The organism is Micrococcus sp. PSi08, from assembly GCF_054960655.1.
Window position 1 is genome coordinate 84,716 of sequence record NZ_JBHNYP010000004.1, and the last position, 18,188, is coordinate 102,903.

Sequence of the window (18,188 nt, forward strand, 5' to 3'; positions counted from 1 at the left end):
ACGGTGCCTGTGTATGACCGACAGGGTCGTCCGGGACTTCCGGCCGATCCACCCCGACGCCGGTCGGCGCAGGCCGCCGGTGAGAGGAGCACGATCATGACTGACATCCGCCGCACCGCCACCGCCCTGACCCTCGGCGCCGCCGTCGTCACCGGCCTCGGTGCCCCCGCCGCCGTCGCGCAGACCACGGCCCCGGCCACCGAGACCGCCACCACGGCACCGGCCTCCGAGTCGCCCGCCCCCCAGGAGGAGGAGAAGGACGACAACGGCAACTGGGGCCTGTGGGGCCTGGCCGGCCTGCTGGGCCTCGCGGGCCTGGCCGGTCGCCGCAAGCGTGAGGTGCACGCCGAGCCCGTGCGCCGCGACCACCACGTGGCCGGCGCGCACCGTGACCACGACGTGCACCGCGTGGACGACCGCGCCGGCGACGTGCGCACCGAGGGCGCGGACGCCCGCCGTCGCGAGGCCGACGGCACCCTGGGCGACGCCACCCGCCGCCCGGGCACCGGCGACGCCCGCTGACCCGACCCCGGCCGCCCCGAGCGGCCCGTGACCGCGACCCCCGCCCCTCCGGCGGGGGTCGCGGTGTGTCCGGGAGAGTCTCGAATGCGCCCGTCAGTCCGCGGTGTCCCCCGCCGAGGGCGCGGCGCGCAGCACCGCGTCCGTGAGGCGGTCCAGAGCCGCGGTCCCGGCCGTCCAGCGCTGCCAGTGCAGGTGCACGTCGGCCGCGCCGAGGGCCGGGATCGGCTCGAGGTCGGGGTGCCGGCCCTCGAGCACGCCCGGCGGGATCTGCACCGAGGGGAGCATGCCCCAGCCCAGCCCGAGCTCCACCGCCCGCAGATACGCGTGCACGGACGGCACGAGGTGGGTCGGCGGGTCGGCCACGGGCCGGCCGCGGGTGACGCGGCGCAGCACCGTGTGCTGCAGGCCGTCACGGGGGCCGTAGTCCACGATCGGCAGCGAGCCGAAGTCCACCCGGCCCCGCGCGTCGCGGTGCAGCTCCAGCAGGAAGGACGCGCACACCGCGTGATAGCGCATCGTGCCCAGCGGGGTGGAGGTGCACCCGGCCACGGGCGTGGGGTCGTCCGTCACGGCGGCCACCACCGCACCGTCCCGCAGCAGGACGGCGGTGTGCTCCTGGTCCTCGGACTGCATCTGCAGGACGACGTCGTCCCACGTCGCCGCCTCGCGCAGCACGGGCTCCCACCACGTGTCGAGGGAGTCCGCGTTGAGGGCCACGCGCAGCGGCACGCGGCCGCCGTCGCCCCGGCCGAGTGCGGCGAGCGCCTCGTCCTCGAGTGCGAGGGTCTGCCGGGCGAGGCGGAGCATGCGCTCTCCGGCCGCGGTCGGCCGGACGGGGACGGTGCGGGCCAGGAGCACCTGGCCCACCTGCCGCTCCAGGGCCTTGATCCGCTGCGAGAAGGCCGAGCCGGAGATCCGCAGGGAGTCCGCGGCGGCGTCGAAGGTGCCGTGGTCGACGGCCGCGACGAGTGCGCGCAGGTGGTCGGAGTTCATGCGGTCCAGGGTAGGGGTGGCCATGAAGGATGTCTTCAGATCCTGAAGAAGATCGCGATGGCACGGACGTGGGACGGCTCCTATCCTCGCTCGGTGACCATCTTCGCCACCGGATTCCTGACCTACCTCGCCCTCATCGTCGCCATCGGCGCGCAGACCCTGTTCCTGCTGCGCCAGATCGTCCGACGCGACCGCGTGTGGACCGTCCTGACCGTGTGCTTCGTGGCCGATGTGGCGCTGCTCGTGCTCGGCGCCGGCGGCGTGGGCGTGGTGGCCGAACGCTGGCCGTGGCTCGTGCCCGCGCTGACCGTGGCCGGCGTGGTCTACCTCCTCGCGTTCGCCGTGGGCGCGCTGCGCTCCGCCTGGCGCGGGGACCGGACCCTCAGCACCGCGGCCGCGGACGGCGCGGGGACCGGGCACGGCCCCGACCGCATGGACCTCGCGGTCCTCACCGGCGAGCTGCCCCTGATCGACCCGGCGACCGGCCGCCTGGCCGAGCGCGAGCCGGCCGGGGCCGGCGTCGGGCGTCACGACGACGGCGCGCCCGGCGTCGGCGCCCCCTCGGGCGGCGGATCGGTGGCGGTGCGGCAGCGCGTGCAGCCGCGCCGCGTGGCGCTGGACCGCCCACAGACGCCGCTGCCGCGGATCATCCTGCTGGCGCTGTCCGTCTCCCTGGTGAACCCGCACGCCATCCTCGACACGGTGGTGATGATGGGCACCTTCGCGCAGACGTTCGGGGCGGCGAAGTGGGCGTACGTGGGCGGCGCGGTGGCGGCCTCGCTCGTGTGGTTCGCCGCGCTCGGCTGGGGCGGCACCAAGCTCGCCCCGTCCATGGACTCGGCGCGGACGTGGCGGATCGTGGACGCCGTGGTGGGCGTGCTCATGCTGGGAATCGCCGTGAAGGTGGGGCTCACGCTCCTCTGAGCCGCCCGGGGAGGATGATGGGGGCATGAGTCCTTCCCCCTCCGACTCCGCCCCCACGCCGACCGTCGCAGCCGGGGAGGTCATCCGCGTCTCCGCCGTCGTGCTGGCCCGCCCGGACCGCCGCGTGCTGACCGTCCGCAAGGCCGGCACCGCCATGTTCATGTTCCCCGGCGGCAAGCACCTGCCCGGCGAGGCCCCCGTGGACACCGCCGTCCGCGAGGTGGCCGAGGAGACCGGGCTGCGCCTGCGCCCGGACGAGCTGACCCGCCTCGGCGCGTGGGACACCGCCGCCGCCAACGAGCCCGGCGCCGCCCTGCACTCGGAGGTGTTCGCGCTGTGGCGGCCCGTCGCCCGGCACGAGGTCCCCGAGCCGACGGACGAGATCGTCGAGCTGCACTGGATGGACCCCGCCGCCCCGGCCGCACCGGGCGGGCACGGCGTGGCCCCGCTGCTGCACCCCGTGCTGGCCGCCGTCGCGGCAGCGCCCCCGTTCTGACCTCCAGGCGGGCCGACCGGCCCGCGCTGATGTCCGCACCGGCCACTAGCCTGGCCGGGTGACGTCGCTGCTCCGCATCCTGCGCTTCGCGCCCCAGCTCCACCGCCTCTACCTCGGCATCGCCGTCAGCTCCGTGCTGGCCGCGGTGCTGGCCCTGGCCACCCCGTTCCTGATCGGTGCGGCCACGGACCGGATCGTCGCCGCCGTCGCGGGGGAGACCGACGTGGCCGAGGCCGTCACCGCGGTGACCTGGCTGGCGGTCGCGTTCCTCGCCGTCGAGGTGGCGACCACCCTGGTGGTGAGCGTGGGCGGCTACTGGGGCGACGTGATGGCCGCGCGCATGCGCACCATTCTCTCCACGCGGTACTTCGAGCAGCTGCTGCACCTGCCCCAGCGGTACTTCGACACCGCGATCACCGGGCGGGTCGTCAACCGGTTGAACCGCACCATCAACGAGATCACCCAGTTTCTGCAGTTCTTCGCGAACAACGCGTTCACCATGCTCGTCACCACCGCCGCGGTGCTCGTGATCACGGCGTTCTACTGGTGGCCGCTGGCGATCCTGCTGGCCGTCGTCTTCCCCGTGTACATGTGGCTCACCGCGCGGACGTCCGCGAAGTGGCAGGTGTGGGAGGGGGAGAAGAACACGGAGGTGGACGTCGCCTCGGGGCGGTTCGCCGAGGTGGTCTCCCAGATGTCCGTGGTGCGGGCCTACAACCGGCAGGACCACGAGCTCACCGGGTTCCGCGACCGGTTCCTGCGGACCGTGGAGATCACCCGGCAGCAGTCCCGGTTCTGGCACGGCATGGACGCCGGGCGCCGGCTCGCCCTGAACGTGGCCTTCGGCGCGATGTACCTGATCGTGTTCGTCCGCACCGCGCAGGGCCTGTTCTCCGTGGGCGACATGGTGATCCTCCTGCAGCTGATGAACATGGCCCGGCAGCCGATCTTCTCCATGAGCTTCCTCGTGGACTCCGCCCAGCGCGCCGTCGCCGGGTCGAAGGACTACTTCGAGGTGCTCGCCGAGGAGCGCGAGCGGGCCGGCGGGGCGGCGCTCGCGGCGGCGAGCGCGAGTGCGGAGTCGGCGGGTGCGGACGCACCGCGCGTGCCGGCGGAGCCGCGGGCCGACGTCGTGCCGGGTGCGCCGGACGTCCCCGCGGACGTGCCGGCCGTGCGCTTCGACGAGGTCTCCTTCGCCTACGACGCCGACGCCTCCCGCCCCGTGCTGGACCGCGTGTCCTTCGACATCCCGCAGGGTGCCAGGGTGGCGCTCGTGGGCGAGTCGGGCGGCGGGAAGTCGACCATCGCGCACCTGCTGCTGGGCCTGTACCCGGTGACGAGCGGACGCATCGAGGTGTTCGGACAGGACGTCGCCGGGCTGGACCTGGCCGCGCTGCGCGGGCGGATCGCCACCGTGTTCCAGGAGCCGAGCCTGTTCTCCGGGACGGTGCGCGAGAACATCGCCTACGCGGACGCCGACGCCTCCGACGAACGCGTCCGGGCCGCCGCGCAGGCCGCGTACGCGCACCGGTTCGTGGCGGCGTTCGACGACGGCTACGAACAGGTGATCGGCGAGCGCGGGCTGCGGCTGTCCGGCGGGCAGAAGCAGCGGATCGCGGTGGCGCGGGCCGTGCTGAAGGACGCGCCGATCCTTGTGCTGGACGAGGCCACCTCCGCACTGGACACGAAGTCAGAACGGCTCGTGCAGGCGGCCCTCGAGGACCTGATGGTGGGGCGGTCGAGCCTGATCGTGGCGCACCGGCTGAGCACGATCGCGTCCGTGGACCGGATCGTCACGCTGCGCGGCGGGCAGGTGCAGGAGATCGGGACCCCGGCCGAGCTGGCCGCGTCCGGCGGGATCTACGCGCAGCTGCTCGAGCTGCAGAGGGCCGGCACCCAGGAGGCCCGGAAGATGCTGAAGGAGTACGGGCTGAGCGGGTGATCCCGGAATCTTCTGCGGATCCGACCCTTCCGAGCGCTGCGCGGCGGCCCAGAAGGGTCAGATGTGCAACGGATTCCCAGCGCGCGGCAGGACGTCCACGACGACGTCGGCCCGACGCCTCCGCAGGGCCTGTGGACAACCGGGCCCGCCGACGTCGGGAGCGAGCAGGATCGGGGCCATGCGCGTGCCCGGACCCTTCCCCGCCCACCTCCAGGACGCCCCGTTCACGCGGGCGCAGGCGCTGGCCGCCGGGGTGTCCGGGTCGCGGCTGCGCAGCCGGGACGTCGAACGCGTCGCGCACGGCCACTACCGCTGGATCGGCCCCGTCACCGGGGCGACGCCGCCCGCGCGTCCCCTCGCCACCGAGCTGTCCCGGCTGCAGGACCTGGCGGCGATGCGTCCCGACGTCGTGGTGACCGGAGAGTCCGTGGCCCGGTTGCTGGGCTGGCCCCTCCCGGACGACGTGAAGGCCCGGGTGCGTCCTACCGTCCTGCGGTCCCGCACCCGCCGGGTGCTACGGGAGCCCGGCGTGCGCACCCGGCTCGTGGACCTGGACCGCGTCCTCGTGCGGAGGGACCGGCTGCACGGGCTGCGATGGACCTCGCACGCCGACACCTGGTTCCACCTGGCCACCGTCCTGGACCGAGACGCGCTCGTGGCGGTCGGAGATCGGCTGGCACGGGAGGACGAACGGCGGGGGAAGGTCGCGCTGGCCACCCGCCGGGAGCTCGGCGCCGCGCTCGAGCGGCACACCGGCGAGGCCGGGATCGTGCGGGCGCGGGAGGCGCTCGCGCTCGTGCGCACCGGTTCCGACTCCCCGGCCGAGACCGAACTGCGCCTGGCGCTGATGGCCGCGGGGCTGCCCGAGCCGGACCTGCAGATCGAGCTCTGGGACCCGGACTACTCGCTGTGGCACCCCGCCAGCGCGGACCTCGGCTACCGGCGGTGGCGGATCGCGATCCACTACGAGGGCAAGACCCACGACGGCGCCGCGCAGGTCGGCAAGGACACCCGCCGGGACGCGGTGTTCCTGCGTCAGGGCTGGCTCAACATCCGGGTGGCGGGGACGGACCGGTGGCGGGGATTCGTCGAGACGGCGGCGCTGGTGCGGGCCGCGATCGCGGAGCGTGGCGGTCTCGACGCCGGTGGCGCGGAGGATCGTCTGCGGAACTGACCCTTCTGGGGCGGGAGCGGACGTCCAGAAGGGTCAGGGGCGCAGAAGATTCCGGAAGGCCGACGACGGCGCCGCGTCACGCGACGACGCACCGCGGCCCCGCTCTTACCATGACGGGATGACCGCACCGGATCCCGCCCCCACCGACGCCCGCCGCGCGGAAGACCGCTCCGCCCGCATCGCCGTCACCGTCTTCCCGCTGCTGGTGCTCGCCGCCGCGCTCGTGGGCTTCCTCGCCCCGACCGCCGCGAAGACGCTGCTGCCCCAGGTCAACCTGTTCCTCGGGATCATCATGTTCGGCATGGGCCTGACGCTGACCCTTCCGGACTTCGGCCTCGTCGCCCGCCGGCCGCTGCCCGTGCTGCTGGGCGTGGTGGCGCAGTACGCGATCATGCCGCTGCTGGGGCTCGGCGTCGCCGTCGTGCTCCAGCTGCCGCCCGAGCTCGCGGCGGGCGTGATCCTCGTGGGCTCGGCCCCGGGCGGCACGTCCTCGAACGTGGTCAGCTACCTCGCCCGCGCCGACACCGCCCTCTCCGTGGCCATGACCTCCGTGTCCACGCTCCTGGCCCCGCTGCTCACGCCGCTGCTCACCCTGTGGCTGGCCGGCCAGTACATGGCCGTCGACGGCGGCGCCATGGCCAAGTCCATCGTGAACATCGTGCTCCTGCCGGTCCTAGGCGGACTCGTCGTGCGCCTGCTGCTGCGCCGCGTCGTCGACCGCGTGCTGCCCGCCCTGCCGTGGGTCTCGGTGGTGTTCATCGCGCTGGTGGTGGCCGCCGTCGTCGGCAACAGCGCCTCCCGCGTGCTGTCGGCGGGCCTGCTGGTGTTCGCAGCGGTGGTGCTGCACAACGGGCTCGGCTACCTGCTCGGCTACGGCGCGGCGAAGCTGTTCCGGCTGCCCACGCCCGTGGCGCGCACGGTCTCGATCGAGGTCGGCATGCAGAACTCGGGCCTGGCCGCGGGCCTCGCCGCGCAGTACATCTCGCCGGCGGCAGCCCTGCCGGGCGCCGTGTTCTCGATCTGGCACAACCTCTCCGGGGCCGTGCTCGCGATGGCCTACCGCCGTGCGGACGGCCGCAGGGCCGCGGGCGTCCCCGGTTCGGCCCCGGCGGATCGTCTGCGGATCTGACCCTTCCGAGGCGGGATCGGACGTCCAGAAGGGTCAGATCCGCAGACGATTCCGGACGGTCAACGGTCGTCGGTCGACGACGGCGGCCGTCAGCCCTCGGCCGGCGGCTCGTTGATCTGGAACGTGGCCCCGGCGGGGTCCAGCACGGTGGTGACGCGGCCGAACGGGGAGTCCTGGGGGCCGTCCAGGACCGTGCCGCCGTGCTCGCGGATCACCTCGAGCGCGCGGTCCGTGTCCGCCACGGCGAAGTACACGCGCCAGTACCCCACGGTGTTCGGCGGCAGCCAGGTCCGCGCGTCGCACAGGCCCGCGGTCGCGCGGTCGAACGGGTGGTTCGTCGCGTAGCGGGGGCTGTCGTGGGCCGCGTCCTCGGCGTCGGCTACGGTCTGCGTGTCCTCCGGGGCGTCGTCGTCCCCCATCAGGGTGGGCTGCCAGCCGGCCACGGCGCGGTAGAACTCGGCGGACTCGTCGAAGCGGGTGGTCAGGAGCTCGAACCACACGGAGGTGCCGGGGGTGAGCGGCAGATCGTGGCCGGGGAAGGTGCCGGACTGCCAGAAGCCCACGACCTCGTGGCCCGGGCCCTCGGCCACGGCCATCACGCCGAGGTCGCCGACGGGCATCGCGTCCACGAGCACGGCGCCGCCGTTCTCCCGCACCGCGGTGAGGGTGGCGTCCATGTCCTGCGTGCGCAGGTAGACGGTCCACGCGGCGGGCAGGGGGTCCTCGCCGGTCATCTGCGAGACCTGGTCGGCGTCCATGGCGCCGCCCACGGAGGCGCCGTCCTTGGTGATCATCAGGTAGTGGCCGAACTCTTCGCCGGAGTCGGTGAAGGTCCAACCGAAGAGGGCCTCGTAGAAGGCCCGCTGGCGGGCGAAGTCGGGGGCGGTGTAGTCGATCCAGGCGGGGGATCCGGCGGGGGCGGGCGGGGTGGCGTGGGTGCTCTCGCTCATGCGGCTCAGCGTAGGGCGCGCCCGGGACTCCGTCACGAGGTCTCGGGCGCGTCGCCGGGGCGGGATCTTCTGCGGATCCGACCCTCCTGGCGCGCCGACAGACGGTCAGAAGGGTGAGATCCGCCGACGATTCCCAGCGGCACCGCCCCGCCCGCTCACACCGCGGCCAGGCCCGCCACGGGGCTCAGCCGGGCCGCCCGACGCGCGGGCAGCAGCGACGCCGCCAGCCCGGCCAGCGCCGCCACGGCCACCACCAGCCCGAGCTCGCGCCACGGCACGGCCGGGCGCACCGCGGTCCCGGCGCCCGCGGTCGCGGAGAGGTCGGCGAGGACCAGCTGCGCCCCCGCCCAGCCGTAGAGCACCCCGAGGGCACAGCCCAGCACGGCGGCCACGGCCGCGATCAGCACGGCCTCGATCGCGATCGTCCCGCGCAGCCCGCCCCGCGTCAGGCCGAGTGCCCGCAGCAAAGCGTTCTCGCGCGTCCGCTCGATCACGGACAGGCTCAGCGTGTTCGCCACGCCGATCAGCGCGATCAGCACGGACACCGCCAGCAGCGCCACCACGATGCCGAGCATCGCGTCGATGATCCGGGCGTAGAGCGCGCGCTCGCCGGCCCCGCCGTCGATCACGGCCGCCCCGTCGCCCGCGGCCCGGGTCACGTCCTCGCTCAGGCCCTGCAGGCGGTCGACGGGGACGCCGGGGTCGAGGGCGACGAGCAGCTGGCCCGGCACGGCGGCGCCCGGGGCCCCGTCCCACCCGGCCTCGCGCAGCGGCTCGGCCGCCACGTACACGCCGGAGCTCAGCGAGCCGGCGCGCACCGGGGCGAACGTCTGCGCGGCCCCCGCCACCTCCGCGCGGACCGGATCCGCCTCGACCCAGTCGGGCACGAGCGCCGTGCCGGGGTCGCCGAGGCCGGTGACGCCCTCGGGCAGGCGCGCGACGACGGCGCGCAGGTCCGCCGCCGGCGTCGCCAGCACGGGGGACCCGTTCTCCGTGGTGCCCACGGGGGTGGCCAGGGCCACCGCCTGCACGTCCTCCGTCGCGGCGACGGCCTCGGCCGCGCGGGCCGGGTCCGCGTCGGCGGGCAGCTGCACCACGAGGTCCACCGGGTAGGCGGTGTCCAGGGCGAGGGCCGTCTGCTCCTGGGCGGTGCGCCCGCCGGTGAGGAACAGCGCCACGAGGGTGGTGCCCACGAGCAGGGCCGCGGCGGTGGCAGCGGTCCGGGACCGGTGGCGCACCGCGTTCAGCCCGGCCAGGTGCCCGGGGACGCCGGCCGGACGCGCCAGCGCGGCCGCCCCCCGCACCGCGGCGGGCACGAACAGCCGTGCCAGCAGGAGCACGCCCACGAAGGACAGCGCGCCGCCGCCGATCGCTGAGACCGGCTCCCGGACGGACACACCCCCCAGCATGAGCGCGGTGCCGCCGACGGCCAGCACCAGCCCGATCGCCGTGCGGACCCGGCCGCCGCGCGATCCGGCGGTCACCTCGTCCTTGGGCCGCAGGGCCTCGAGCGGGGCGACGCGCGTCGCGGCCACCGCGGGGGCCAGCGCGGCCAGGACCGTCACCGCCACACCCACGGCCACCGAGACGGCGAGCCCGGCCGGGTGCAGACCGAACGTGAGGAACGGCAGGTCCAGCATCTCGCGGGCGGCCGCGGCCACGCCGGCCACGATCGCCACGGCGAGACCGGCGCCCAGCACGGAGCCCACCACGCCCACGACGGCGGCCTCGGTCAGCACGGAGGCCCGCACCTGGGCCGTCGTCGAGCCGATGGTGCGCAGCAGCGCGAGGTCACGGGTGCGCTGGGCCACGAGCACCTGGAAGGTGTTCGCGATGACCAGCGCGGTCACCAGCAGGGCCAGCGCCGCGAAGCCGCCGAGCACCCAGCCCAGCAGGTCGGTGCCGCCGCTCAGCTGCGTCACCGCCGAGCGCACGGCTTCGTCTGGGGTCGCGACGTCGGCGTCCACCCCGGCCGCTGTGGCCTCGGCGCGGGCGTCCTCGGCGACGGCGGGGACGTCCGCTCCGTCGGCCAGGCGCAGCAGCAGGTGGGGGGTGAACCCGGCCTGCCCGTCCTGGCCCTGCACCGCGGTCAGCGCCGCGGGTGAGGCCCACACCTGTGCCTGCCCGGAGAGCATCGGGTCGGGGGAGGGCTGGGTCAGGCCCGTGACCACCGCGTCCACCGGCGTGGTGGCCGGGGCGGGCCCGGACTCGCTCGCCAGCGTGACGACGTCGCCCACGGCCACTCCGTGCCGGTCCGCGGTCTGCGTGTCGAGGGTGACGCCGCGGGCGTCGTCGGCGGCGGGCAGGGCGCCGGCGGTCACGGTCAGGCCCGCCAGGGCCGGGTCGCGGGGCAGGGGCATTACCGTGGTGCCGAACTCGGCGTCCGCGGCGCGGGCCGTCGCCCACGCCATCCGCAGGGCGTACGCCTCCTCGACGCCGTCCAGGCGGGCCAGCGGGCCGGGCTCGGCGGAGGTGCCGGCGAGGTCGGAGATGTCCTTGGACCCGCCCGGCAGGACCACGAGGTCGGCGTCGGCGTGGGTGCTGCCGAGCGTGGCGCGCAGGGTGGCCTGCGCCGTCGAGGAGACGAGGAAGGAGGCCGCGAGGAACAGGGTGCCGATCAGGATGGCCAGCACCAGGGAGACGTAGCGGCGCGGCTGGGTGCGCAGCTGGGAGAGGGCGACGGTCCACATGATCAGCGCACCCCGCCCTCGGCCGGGGCGGACAGGGCGGTCAGGGCCGCGGTGACGGACTCGACCGTGGGGTCCACGAGCTCGCCGGCCAGGCGGCCGTCCGCGAGCAGCACGACGCGGTCGGCGGCGGAGGCGGCCACGGGGTCGTGGGTGACCATGATGACGGTCTGGCCCATCTCCCGCGCGGAGCGGCGCAGCAGGCCGAGCACCTCGGCGGAGGTGGCGGTGTCCAGGTTGCCGGTGGGCTCATCCCCGAACACGACGTCCGGTCGGGTGAGCAGGGCGCGGGCGACGGCGACGCGCTGCTGCTGACCGCCCGAGAGCTCGTGCGGGCGGTGGCCCAACCGGTCCGCGAGGCCCAGGGCCCGGGTGATCTCCTCCAGCCACGCGCGGTCCGGGGTGCGGCCGGCCAGCTCGAGCGGCAGCACGATGTTCTGCTCGGCCGTGAGCGTGGGCACCAGGTTGAAGGCCTGGAACACGAAGCCCACGCGGTCGCGGCGCAGGCGGGTCAGGGCGGTGTCGTCCAGCCCGGTGATCTCGGTGCCGCCGATCCGCACGGAGCCCGAGGTCGGCGCGTCCAGCCCGGCCAGGCAGTGCATGAGCGTCGACTTGCCCGAGCCCGAGGGCCCCATGATCGCGGTGAACGCGCCCGAGGCGAAGTCCACGTCCACCCCGCGCAGGGCGTGCACCTGCGCGTCACCGCGCCCGTAGGCGCGGGTGAGTCCGCGGGCGCAGACGGCGGGCGCCGTCGTCGTGGTGGCGGACGACGACGGCGTGCCCGGCCCCGGTGCGACGGGGCCGGCGGTCGTGGGGGAGGCGGGGTGTGCGGAGGAAGCGGTGTCCATGGAACCCACTCTTCCGCGCGGACGCGGCGGGGCGGATCGGAGGAGGGGACCACCTCTGCGGGCGGCAGGTCATGCCCGGGGATGAGGCGGGCCGGCGAGGCGTGGACCCGAGGGCGTCAGGTCCCCGCCGCCGGGCGGTGCCGGGCGGAGTGGGATGATGGGGACATGAGAGCCGACGCCCGCGCCAACCGCCAGGACCTGCTGGCGGCCGCCGGCCGTCTCATCGCCACCCAGGGGGCGGGATGTCCCTGCGTGGGGTGGCGCAGGAGGCCGGGGTCGGCGTGGGCACGCTGTACCGGCACTTCCCCACGCGTCGGGATCTGTTGGACGCCGTGCTCGAGGACGTCGTGGCCCGCACCGGGGGGATCCTGCAGGCCTTCCTCGACGGGGCGGGCGGGGCCGAGCACGGCGGCGGGGCCGAGGCGCGGTGGCGGCGGCTCGCCGAGGACCTGGGGGCCGTGAACCTGGCCTCGCTCGCGGCGGCCCGGGACGACTTCGACCCCGCCGACCGGCCGCCGGAGGCCCTCATCGCCGAGGCAGAGCGTGTGATCCTCGAGCTCGCGGACCAGGTGGTGGCCGAGGCGCGGCGGGCCGGGCTCGTGGGCCCGGACGTGACCGGGGCGGACTACCTGTTCGGCCTGCTCATGGTCACCCGGTCGCCGGAGTGCGCGCTGCTGGGCCACGGCCCGGACCAGCGGGGCTGGCTGCTGGACACGTACCTGCGCGGCCTGCGGCCCTGAGGGCGCGGCCGGGTCAGTCGCCCGGGGCGTCGTCCTCCAGGGCGGGGCGGGCGGTGGCCCACGCGACGGCGCCGGCGAGCAGGCCGGCGCCCGCGGTGAGCGCCAGGCGGAGCAGCCCCTCGACGCCCGTGAACAGGCTCAGGCCCAGCATCACGACGGCGGCCGTCACCAGCGCGACGAAGAAGGCCACGCATTCGCTGTCCCGCTGCGCCTGCTCGGTGGCTGCGTCGGAGGCGCGGGACGTCGTCGGGGTGGGCTGGTCCAGGATGCTGCCGGTCATGGTGCCTCTCCTCCAGTGCGCGTCGGGCCGGGGGCGTCCGTCGGCGCGTGCACCCCGGCGGCGGACCCGTTGCGGGGCCTGCGTCCAGCATCGCGGAGGGGGTGGGCGCACCGGCAGGGCCATGAGGATGAACTTCGGGCCGCCCGACTCATACCCAGGTATGACCTGTGATTGTACTGACAGACGTCTGAGGAGGGCCTCAGGGAGGGGTCCCAGCGCCCAGGCCGACTGCTGAGGCCCGCGGACACGCCGCTACGACGTCGGCGTAGCGGCGTGTCCGCGGGCCTCAACGAGGGGTGGGGCAGGGACTGGGGCAGGGATGGAGCGGGAGCGGGCCGGGGAGGAACTGCGGGTCAGAACTGCACGAGGCCCGCGCGGTGGGCGATGAGCACGGCCTGCACGCGGTCGCGGGCGCCGAGCTTGGCCAGCACCCGGCCGACGTGCGTCTTCACCGTGGCCTCGGAGAGCACGAGCTCGGCGGCGATCTCCAGATTCGCGGCGCCCTGCGCCATGTGCACCAGCACCTCGCGCTCGCGCGGGGTCAGCGACGCCACCGCCGCCTGCTGCTCCTCGCACTCCGCGCTGCGGACCTGGTCCGAGCGCAGGCGCGGGGCCATGTGCGTCAGGAGCCGGCGCGTCGTGGACGGGGCGATCACGGCGTCGCCCCGGTGCACCGTGCGGATCGCGGCGAGCAGCTCCTCGGGCGGGGCGTCCTTGAGCAGGAAGCCGCTGGCGCCCGCCTCGATCGCATCGAACGCGTACTCGTCCAGGTCGAAGGTGGTCAGCACCACGACGCGCGGGGCGTCCGGCCGGCGCAGCAGGGCGCGGGTGGCCTCGATGCCGTCCATCTCCGGCATGCGCACGTCCATCAGCACGACGTCGGCGCCCGTCACGGACACCGACGCCACCGCCTCGCGCCCGCTGGCCGCCTCCGCCACGACCATCAGGTCCGGCTGCGATTCCACGAGCATGGCCAGCCCCGAGCGGATCAGGGCCTGGTCGTCCACCAGGGCGACGCAGACGGGGGCGGTCTCCTCGGAGCTCATGGGCTCATCCTCTCAAGTCGGACGGGGTGAGCGGGCGGCGCGGGGGCGGCCACCCCTCACACCGCCGAGTACGGCAGGTGGGCGGACACGCGGTACCCGGTCCCGACGCGCGGCCCCGTCTCGAGCGTCCCGCCGAACAGGGCCGTCCGCTCGGCGGCCCCCCGCAGACCCTGGCCGCTGCCCCGGGTGGCGGGGTCGGCGGCGGCGCCGCGGCCGTCGTCGTCGATCTGCAGGTCCAGGCCGCGCGCCGTCCAGGCGAGCGTGACGAACGCGTCCGCGTCCGGCCCGCCGTGGCGCAGCGTGTTGGTCAGCGCCTCCTGCACGATCCGGTACGCGGCCAGCTCGCCGCCCGCCGGCAGCGCACGGCGGGGCGTGCCGGTCTCCAGCAGGGACACCTCGAGTCCGGACAGCCGCATCGTCTCCACGAGCGCGGGCAGGTCCGCGAGCCGCGGCTGGGGTCGGCGGCCCGGGGGCAGGCGGGCGCCGCGGCCGTCGGGGGAGGCGTCGGCGGCGGGCCGCCGGGCGTCGTCGTCCGTCACGCCGGGCACCCCGGCCACGGTCTCGCCGGTCTCGCGGAGCACGCCGAGCAGCTGGCGCATGTCCGCGAGCGCGGAGCGGCCGGTCTGGCCGATGGTCTCGAGCGCGGTGACCGCGAGCGCGGGCTTGGCGGCGGCGGCGTACCGGGCGCCGTCGGCCTGGGAGATGATCACCTGCAGGGAGTGGGCGACGATGTCGTGCATCTCCCGGGCGATGTGGCTGCGCTCGTCGGCGGCGGCGAGCTCGCGCTCCTGCCGGGACTGCACCTCGAGGCGGTGGGCGCGGTCCTCGAGGGCGCGCACGGTGAGGCGGCGGTTGCGCACGACGTCGCCGAACGCCCACGCGGTGAGCACCATGAGCCCGCAGCCGATCGCCATGATGACCATGGCCAGCGGCTCCGCGGGGGAGCGGACGGTGAGGCCGTCGGGGGTGACGAACTGCGCCGGGAACAGCCACACCTTCACCCCGTTGGCCACGCCGCCGACCAGCCCCGTGAGGAGCCCGGCCACGGAGATGCTCCGGGGCGCGTTCGCGGCGAGGTTGTAGACGGTGAGCGGCACCATCAGCAGGGACAGGCTGAACTCGGGCCCGGCGAGCAGGTGCAGGACGGCCGCGGCCGTCACGACGGCGGCCGAGGCCACCGGGCGCACCCGGCGCACGGCCCACGGCAGGACCATGCCGGCCCCGGCCAGGAGGGAGACGGCCGTCTGCCGGCCCTGGGGGTCCGGGGCGACCATCGGCCCGAGCGCGATCCACGGCAGCGCCACGAGCACGGTGAACAGTGCCGCGGCGGCCATCACGTCGGTGCGCACGGGGTGCAGGCGCGTCCACTGGTCGAGGCGGCGCAGGGGGTTCACGCGGGCCAGCCTAGGCCGCAGGCCGAGGGGCCGGCGTCAGTCCGCGGGATGATCCGGGACGGTCCTCAGGGCGCGAGGGAGGCGAGGACGTCGGCGGCCGGCGCCTCACGGACCCGGTGCGCCTCGGTGCCGGCCCACAGGTGGACGCGTTCGAGGTCGCCGACGGCCGCGGCGGCGGCGCGCAGCCCCTTCGTCAGGACGTTGACCTCGGGGTACGCGGCGGGGGCGTCCGGGTGCTCCGCCATGAACGCGGTGGCCAGCGACCGCGCCCACCGCCCCGTGTAGGCGCGGGTCAGGGCGGTGCGGGCCCGGCCGTCGTCGGCGGAGAAGCGTGTCCCGGCCGCACACGCCGCGACGGCGGCCCGGTGCGCCGCCGAGGTGCCTGCCTCCGGGGTGAGGAGGAACGCGGTGCCGGCCGCGACGACGTCCGCGCCGGCGGTGAGCAGGGCGCGCACGTCCTCGGCGGTGCCCACGCCGCCGGCGGCCACCACGGGTACGGCGCCCGCGGCCCCCGTCCCGACGACGTCGCGCACCGCCGCCAGCACCGTCGGCAGCTCGGCGCGGGTCGGCTCCGCGGCCGGGTCCGACGTGCCCCGGTGCCCGCCGGCGCGGTGGCCCTGCACCACGAGGAACGCGGCCCCGTGCTCGAGGGCGGCCCGCGCCTCGGTCGCGTCCGTCACGGTGGCCCCGGCCGGGATGCCCGCGGCGGCCAGCCGGGCGAACACGTCCGCGGCCGGCAGGCCGAACGTGAAGGAGACCAGCGGCCACGCCTGCTCCTCGGCGGCGGTGAGCAGGGCGTCGAAGTCGGCCCGTTCGGCGTCGGGGTCCGGGACCACGTCCGCGGCCGTGGGCAGGTCGGCGGCGCCGTCGGCCGTCAGGTCCGCCCGGTACGCGGCGACGGCCGCCGCCCGCGCCGACCGTGCCGCCTCCGTGCGCGCCGCGTCCGGGATGGCCGTGTTCACCGCGTCCGGCACGAACAGGTTCACGCCCCAGCGGTCCGGCCCCTCCGCGCCCAGCAGCGCGCGCAGCGCGTCCACCTGCGCGCGCATCTGCGCGGCCGTCCGCATGCCGCCGGCGAGGAACCCGCCGCCGCCTGCGCCGACGACGGCGGCGACCAGCTCCGGGGTCGAGGGGCCGCCGGCCATCGGGGCCACCGCCACGGGCACGGGCGGGATCAGGCGGGCGCGGGTGACGTCGTCGGGGTGGGATGGCTGCGTCATGACCCCCAGAGTAAGGGGAGGGGTGTCGGCCCCACCCCGCGCCTACAGTGGGGCGCAGTACACGAGGAGAGGGGGTGCGCCGTGGAGGTGCTGCTCGCGCTCTCACCCATCCTGCTCACCCTCGTGCTGCTGCTCACCCGGCTGCCCGCGTGGGTGGCCCCGGCCGCCGGGACGGCCGTGGCCGTGCTGCTGGCCCTCACGGTCTTCGGCGTGGCCCCGGGCGACCTGGGCGGCGCGGTCGGCGCCGGCGTGCCCACGCTGCTCGAGATCCTGGCGATCATCGCCGGCGGTATCACCCTGTCCCGCGTCATGGAGTACTCGGGCGGGCACGCGCGCCTGGCCGCGTGGCTGTCGGCGGGCAACGGCCCCACGATCGCGACCGCGCTGCTCATGGTGCACGGCGTCATCCCGTTCCTCGAGACCGTGACCGGGTTCGGCGTCTCCCTGATCGTGGGTGTGCCGCTGCTGCTGGGTCTGGGCTACACGGCGTTCCGGTCCGCGCTGATCTCCGTCCTCGCGCTCACCATCGGCCCGTGGGGGTCCATGGCGCCGGGCACGCTCATGGGCGCCCGCCTGTTCGGCCTGGACTTCCGGGAGATCGGGGTCACCGCCGCGGTGTTCAACCTGCCGGCCTGCCTGGTGGCGGGCGTGGCCACGGTGTTGCTGCTGCGCGGGGCGCGCGGCATGCGAGTCGACGTCGGCCCGGCCCGCACGCTGCCCTGGCTCGGCGTCGCCGTGCTCTCCGGGGTCGCCCAGTGGGCGCTGATCCTGGGGGCGAACCTCGTGGTCGGCACCGCGCCGGCGGGCGCCGTCGCCACGTTCGTGCTCACCGTGGCCTGGCTGCTCGTGATCCGTGGCGGTCGGCTGCTGCCCGGGCCGGGGCGGGACGTGGTGCCGTACCTGACGCTCATGGCGGGCACTGTGCTGGGCACCACCGTGAAGGGCACGTTCGGGCTCGAGGGAACGGCGGCCCTCGTGGGGACGCCGGCGCTGTGGGCGTTCGTGGCGGTGGGCGTGGGCGTGTGGCTGCTCCACCTCGACGCCGCCGCCCGCCGCCGCGTCCCCCGCGAGGCCGGGAAGCTCTGGGTGGGCACGGCCATCCCCAACGCGCTCTACGTGGCGTTCGGGCTCATCCTCTCCGCCGGCGGGGTCTCGCAGGCGCTCGCGGGCGCACTCAGCGGGATGGGGGAGTCCTACCTGGTGGCGATGCCGTTCCTCGGCGCGTTCGCCGGCTTCATCACGGCCTCGAACACCGGGGCCATGGCCCTGATCGGCCCCCTGCAGATGGACACGGGCGCCGCCCTGGGCGTCCCCCCGCCCTGGTCCAACGGCCTGCACAACGCGGCCGCCGGCTGGGGCATCGTCGCCGGGCCCGCCCGCATCCAGGTGGCCCACGGCATGGCCGCGGGGGCGCAGTCGCCGCACATGCCCGGCTGGGCCGTGACGCGGCGGAACCTGTTCGTGGTGCTGCTGCCGGCCATGCTCGCCGGGATCCTCGGCATGGCCGTGATGGGCTGGTTCCTGCTGCCGCGGTGACGCGCGGGGGTGGAGCGGGGCCCGGGTGGGGCGGCCCGGTTCCGTGGGCGGAAGCGGCAAGCCAGAGCGTTCCGTGGGCAGAAGTGCCCTCTCTTCTGCCCACGGAGGCGACGGGGTTGCGGGGTCTGCCCACGGAGGCGATGGGGTTGTGGGTTCTGCCCACGAAGGCGATGGGGTTGCGGGGTCTGCCCACGGAGGCGCCGGGACTGCGGTGGCCGGCCGGGCGGGGTGGCCAGCCGGATCCGCCCCGAGGCGGGGGCCGACGTCGACCTTCGGCGGACGCGGGGCGGCCTGTGCGCCGCCTAGG

Annotated in this window: 16 protein-coding genes; 8 read left to right on the top strand and 8 right to left on the bottom strand. The window is 75.7% G+C overall.

Features of this window, described 5'->3' with window-relative positions:
- Nucleotides 1-96: 96 nt before the first annotated feature.
- The gene (locus ACFI33_RS02370) at nt 97-522 is read left to right on the top strand and encodes a WGxxGxxG family protein (RefSeq protein WP_061866758.1); all 426 of its coding nucleotides are present in this window, start codon (nt 97-99) and stop codon (nt 520-522) included.
- Nucleotides 523-615: 93 nt separating this feature from the next.
- Here the strand turns inward: ACFI33_RS02370 and ACFI33_RS02375 are convergent, their stop codons facing one another.
- Nucleotides 616-1,539 carry an ArgP/LysG family DNA-binding transcriptional regulator gene (locus ACFI33_RS02375; protein WP_462623707.1) on the bottom strand — a complete coding sequence of 308 codons (924 nt, stop codon included), beginning with the start codon at nt 1,537-1,539 and terminating at the stop codon, nt 616-618.
- 69 nt (nt 1,540-1,608) lie between these two features.
- Between ACFI33_RS02375 and ACFI33_RS02380 the strand changes: the two genes are divergently transcribed.
- The 5 genes from ACFI33_RS02380 to ACFI33_RS02400 all read left to right on the top strand — a co-directional run bounded on the left by ACFI33_RS02380 (nt 1,609) and on the right by ACFI33_RS02400 (nt 7,180).
- Nucleotides 1,609-2,439 carry a LysE/ArgO family amino acid transporter gene (locus tag ACFI33_RS02380; RefSeq protein ID WP_225348783.1) on the top strand — a complete coding sequence of 277 codons (831 nt, stop codon included), beginning with the start codon at nt 1,609-1,611 and terminating at the stop codon, nt 2,437-2,439.
- Nucleotides 2,440-2,464: 25 nt separating this feature from the next.
- Entirely contained in the window at nt 2,465-2,935 is a 471-nt protein-coding gene (locus tag ACFI33_RS02385; protein ID WP_036336764.1) for an NUDIX hydrolase, read from the top strand.
- A 58-nt stretch (nt 2,936-2,993) separates the two neighbouring features.
- Nucleotides 2,994-4,877: an ABC transporter ATP-binding protein gene (locus tag ACFI33_RS02390; protein ID WP_127435341.1), complete on the top strand. Its 1,884-nt coding sequence runs from the start codon at nt 2,994-2,996 to the stop codon at nt 4,875-4,877.
- Between the two features lie 178 nt (nt 4,878-5,055).
- A complete protein-coding gene (locus ACFI33_RS02395; RefSeq protein WP_049147022.1) occupies nt 5,056-6,051 on the top strand; it encodes a hypothetical protein in 996 nt (331 codons plus the stop codon).
- A 118-nt stretch (nt 6,052-6,169) separates the two neighbouring features.
- The gene (locus ACFI33_RS02400; RefSeq protein ID WP_036336767.1) at nt 6,170-7,180 is read left to right on the top strand and encodes a bile acid:sodium symporter family protein; all 1,011 of its coding nucleotides are present in this window, start codon (nt 6,170-6,172) and stop codon (nt 7,178-7,180) included.
- Nucleotides 7,181-7,269: 89 nt separating this feature from the next.
- Here ACFI33_RS02400 and ACFI33_RS02405 read toward each other — a convergent pair whose 3' ends face one another.
- The 3 genes from ACFI33_RS02405 to ACFI33_RS02415 all read right to left on the bottom strand — a co-directional run bounded on the left by ACFI33_RS02405 (nt 7,270) and on the right by ACFI33_RS02415 (nt 11,665).
- Complete coding sequence (locus ACFI33_RS02405; protein WP_127435340.1) at nt 7,270-8,130, bottom strand: VOC family protein; 861 nt, start codon at nt 8,128-8,130, stop codon at nt 7,270-7,272.
- A 155-nt stretch (nt 8,131-8,285) separates the two neighbouring features.
- A complete protein-coding gene (locus ACFI33_RS02410; RefSeq protein ID WP_462623708.1) occupies nt 8,286-10,820 on the bottom strand; it encodes an FtsX-like permease family protein in 2,535 nt (844 codons plus the stop codon).
- Nucleotides 10,821-10,822: 2 nt separating this feature from the next.
- Nucleotides 10,823-11,665 carry an ABC transporter ATP-binding protein gene (locus tag ACFI33_RS02415; RefSeq protein WP_127435453.1) on the bottom strand — a complete coding sequence of 281 codons (843 nt, stop codon included), beginning with the start codon at nt 11,663-11,665 and terminating at the stop codon, nt 10,823-10,825.
- A gap of 242 nt (nt 11,666-11,907) precedes the next feature.
- Between ACFI33_RS02415 and ACFI33_RS02420 the strand changes: the two genes are divergently transcribed.
- A complete protein-coding gene (locus ACFI33_RS02420) occupies nt 11,908-12,405 on the top strand; it encodes a TetR/AcrR family transcriptional regulator (protein WP_238692797.1) in 498 nt (165 codons plus the stop codon).
- A 13-nt stretch (nt 12,406-12,418) separates the two neighbouring features.
- Here ACFI33_RS02420 and ACFI33_RS02425 read toward each other — a convergent pair whose 3' ends face one another.
- From ACFI33_RS02425 to ACFI33_RS02440, 4 genes are all read right to left on the bottom strand, one after another.
- Entirely contained in the window at nt 12,419-12,685 is a 267-nt protein-coding gene (locus ACFI33_RS02425; protein ID WP_127435454.1) for a hypothetical protein, read from the bottom strand.
- 353 nt (nt 12,686-13,038) lie between these two features.
- Nucleotides 13,039-13,731 (bottom strand): response regulator, encoded by a 693-nt coding sequence (locus ACFI33_RS02430; RefSeq protein ID WP_119217690.1) that lies wholly within the window; start codon nt 13,729-13,731, stop codon nt 13,039-13,041.
- Nucleotides 13,732-13,787: 56 nt separating this feature from the next.
- Nucleotides 13,788-15,125, bottom strand: a complete 1,338-nt coding sequence (locus ACFI33_RS02435) for a sensor histidine kinase (RefSeq protein WP_144786553.1) — start codon at nt 15,123-15,125, stop codon at nt 13,788-13,790.
- Nucleotides 15,126-15,190: 65 nt separating this feature from the next.
- Nucleotides 15,191-16,345 carry a nitronate monooxygenase gene (locus ACFI33_RS02440; protein ID WP_063189410.1) on the bottom strand — a complete coding sequence of 385 codons (1,155 nt, stop codon included), beginning with the start codon at nt 16,343-16,345 and terminating at the stop codon, nt 15,191-15,193.
- An 81-nt stretch (nt 16,346-16,426) separates the two neighbouring features.
- On the opposite strand from ACFI33_RS02440, the gene ACFI33_RS02445 reads away from it, so the two are divergent.
- A complete protein-coding gene (locus ACFI33_RS02445) occupies nt 16,427-17,881 on the top strand; it encodes an L-lactate permease (protein WP_127435004.1) in 1,455 nt (484 codons plus the stop codon).
- The last annotated feature ends 307 nt before the right edge of the window (nt 17,882-18,188 follow it).